Origin of the sequence: Paenibacillus sp. Soil522 (genome assembly GCF_001428245.1) — a bacterium.
In the GTDB taxonomy this organism is placed as follows: domain Bacteria; phylum Bacillota; class Bacilli; order Paenibacillales; family Paenibacillaceae; genus Pristimantibacillus.
In genome coordinates this window covers 1-2630 of record NZ_LMRV01000005.1, presented here as the reverse complement: position 1 = coordinate 2630, position 2630 = coordinate 1, and the positions used below count along the sequence as shown (strand labels likewise).

Below are 2630 nucleotides of genomic sequence, written 5' to 3'. Positions count from 1 at the left end.
CAAGCGAAATTAAACGGCCTCAGTCCGATAGAATTTAGGACCAAGGCCGCCTAACTGTTTTTATTTTTTGTGCTGTCTACTTGACGGGGTGCAGTTCAGATCGGCAGCCTTTTGTTCACCTAGCGGGTAGTTGTGCTAGTGGGATAACCGATTTGAATTATTTCGGTTTTCTATGAATCGCTTGTTATGTGATTACGTCAATTCCCTTTAAAGAAAAATAAAACACTGACATATGGGTGTCAGTGTTCATAATGGAATAAATTTATCTTAGGAGGAAGATTGATATGAGTATAAAACAAACATTACGAGGATTTGCGACCATCAGTTATTGGGCAGATGATATGGAGGCGGCAAAGGTATGGTACTCAGAATTACTGGGTATAGCGCCTTACTTTGAACGCTCAGGACCTGATGGTAAACTTGCTTATGCCGAGTTTCGCATAGGGGACTACCAGCACGAACTGGGACTGATCCATCGACGTTTTGCACCGGCTAATGCAGTGGCTGGCTCAGGTGGTGCCATCATGTACTGGCATGTTGATGATATTGAAGCTACACTTAACAATTTGAAAGCCATGGGAGCGAAAGAGTACGAACCACTCGTACACCGCGGAGAGGGATTCATCACGGCTTCCGTTACAGATCCATTTGGTAACGTTCTTGGCATTATGTATAATTCTCACTATTTAGAAATGCTGAATTTTAGAATTCAGGGACGTCAAGAATAATCACAAATTAGTTCACACCCTATTGAAATAAACACCTATAACAATTCTGTTACAAAAGATTTGATTATGAAAGGTACAGCAAAGGCAGACGTCTCATTTAGCCAAGATGAAATGCAAAATATTTATGATAAAATGAGAGAAATAAACATTATGGGAATAAATGAATTTTCGCAGCAAGGGGGCTGTTCCCAGACTCCCAGCAATACAGATAGCTGGAAAATTACTATAAATGGTGAAACGAAAACATTCTCGTGGACTGACCAGGATTGTAGTGTAAGCAACGATGAAAAACAATTATTGGACTTAAGAACATATATCCAACAGATCGTTAATGGCAAAGACGCATATAAAGCACTGCCTGAGGCAGAAGGTGGTTGTATTAACGTTATTAAGCTAACGGGTACGATAGTTGAATGATACACATTGATGAGCAGGTGCTACTGTAGCCTGCTTATTTCATTACGCTAACTGGCAGGAGAGTGCAGAAAGTCCTAGCGCCTGACAGGGTGCCCTTTCCAGAATGAATATCATCATATAGTATATGGTAGTATATGGATTAAATCTTCTCTGAGGGGTTGATGCATTTTGGTAATAAAACCGTTTGGTTATGGGTCTGAGAGAGTGGTTATGTTGATGCGGATTTTATTGGTAAGTATGGTTTTACTATTAGTACTGGTGGGTTGCTCACGTAACTCAGGCGACAGAAACCAGAAGTTGGAATATGGCACCGATACTTATCGGTTTACTGCAGTGGTCGTCGATATCAAGCAGGCAATAAGAACCTAGATTACGTAAGCGATAAATATGGTCCGGCGTATATGTTTACAGTAAGATTACTCGCCATCGTTTGAAATCTTCAAACAATATAATGATATGTATCCTTCAACTAACTCATATAGAGGTCTTTTTTTATTGGATAACGCACATGTATATAAAATAATTAACGATCATCATAAAGTAGAAGTAAGGCCGGAGGAATTATACCCAGGAACAAAAATTGAATTATGGGTCAGTTCTTTTGGGCAAGCAGACATAAATGAAATGTTTATATATGCTATGGAAGTAAATATTTTACCATAATCGAATACTCAGTTTACATGCAACTGTCGATTCATTTCGTAGTTAACACACGGTCTCAGTGGCAGAGTTTGCCTTAAAGAAGCAGGTCTTTCTTTGCCTTCGTCTAGGGACAGTTAAAACCACGGAATTCGTTCAACTAACGGAGACGATAGTGGAGGAACTGCCATGTGGCAGCTCTTCTTTTGATCTGCAAGGAACTTTACCCATGCTGCGGAGTCTAATCCTATAAAGGTGGTGAACCATTTTGAAACAGAAATTAAAGCTACTCTTTGTCCTGCTCTTGTTATTTCTGTTAATTATTCTCGGTTTAGCTATTGAAACAAATAATGATAACTTTAATGGTGCAGCTGCTCATACAATAATCGGTCCAGTGACCCCTTTAATATTTGGTTCATTCCTTATTTTTTTAAGAATGGGATTTTGGAAAACATTTTTATTGAGCTGGTTGGTTACAGGCCTGACTTATTATTTATTACTTCGGTTTTTCATTCAGCATTATTTGTGGCACTGGCAACCCGAATGGTTTTTCTTTTGGATAATTCAATCAGTAGTATTATTGCTTATTCATTTACTTACAAATCCTCGAATTCCAGACACAAACTTACGATAAGCAGTTACGCTAACGGGGTACGATAGTGGAGGAGCTTGCTTTACTGCAGCTCCTTTTTTTTTCATTCGTCAGTACCAAACAAATTTCTAAACGGTTCGGATACATATTTCGAGTACGCATTTAGAGTGGAATAAAATCAATGGTAGCTGCAATCTATATATTTTTTAGAATTGGGGAGTTTTTTATTACATATTTAAATATGTAAGTGAAAA

Annotated in this window: 4 protein-coding genes; all 4 read left to right on the top strand. The window is 38.4% G+C overall.

The features are described 5' to 3' along the window. The first annotated feature begins 284 nt into the window (after positions 1-284). The 4 genes from ASG81_RS02780 (at position 285) to ASG81_RS02770 (ending at position 2418) form a co-directional block, all read left to right on the top strand. Positions 285-728, top strand: coding sequence for a VOC family protein (locus ASG81_RS02780; protein ID WP_056628905.1), 444 nt, complete (start codon positions 285-287; stop codon positions 726-728). 66 nt (positions 729-794) lie between these two features. Then, positions 795-1145: a hypothetical protein gene (locus ASG81_RS02775; RefSeq protein ID WP_200961409.1), complete on the top strand. Its 351-nt coding sequence runs from the start codon at positions 795-797 to the stop codon at positions 1143-1145. A gap of 495 nt (positions 1146-1640) precedes the next feature. After that, positions 1641-1808, top strand: coding sequence for a hypothetical protein (locus ASG81_RS31820; RefSeq protein ID WP_155971135.1), 168 nt, complete (start codon positions 1641-1643; stop codon positions 1806-1808). Between the two features lie 244 nt (positions 1809-2052). Then, positions 2053-2418, top strand: coding sequence for a hypothetical protein (locus ASG81_RS02770; protein ID WP_056628903.1), 366 nt, complete (start codon positions 2053-2055; stop codon positions 2416-2418). Positions 2419-2630 lie beyond the last annotated feature (212 nt).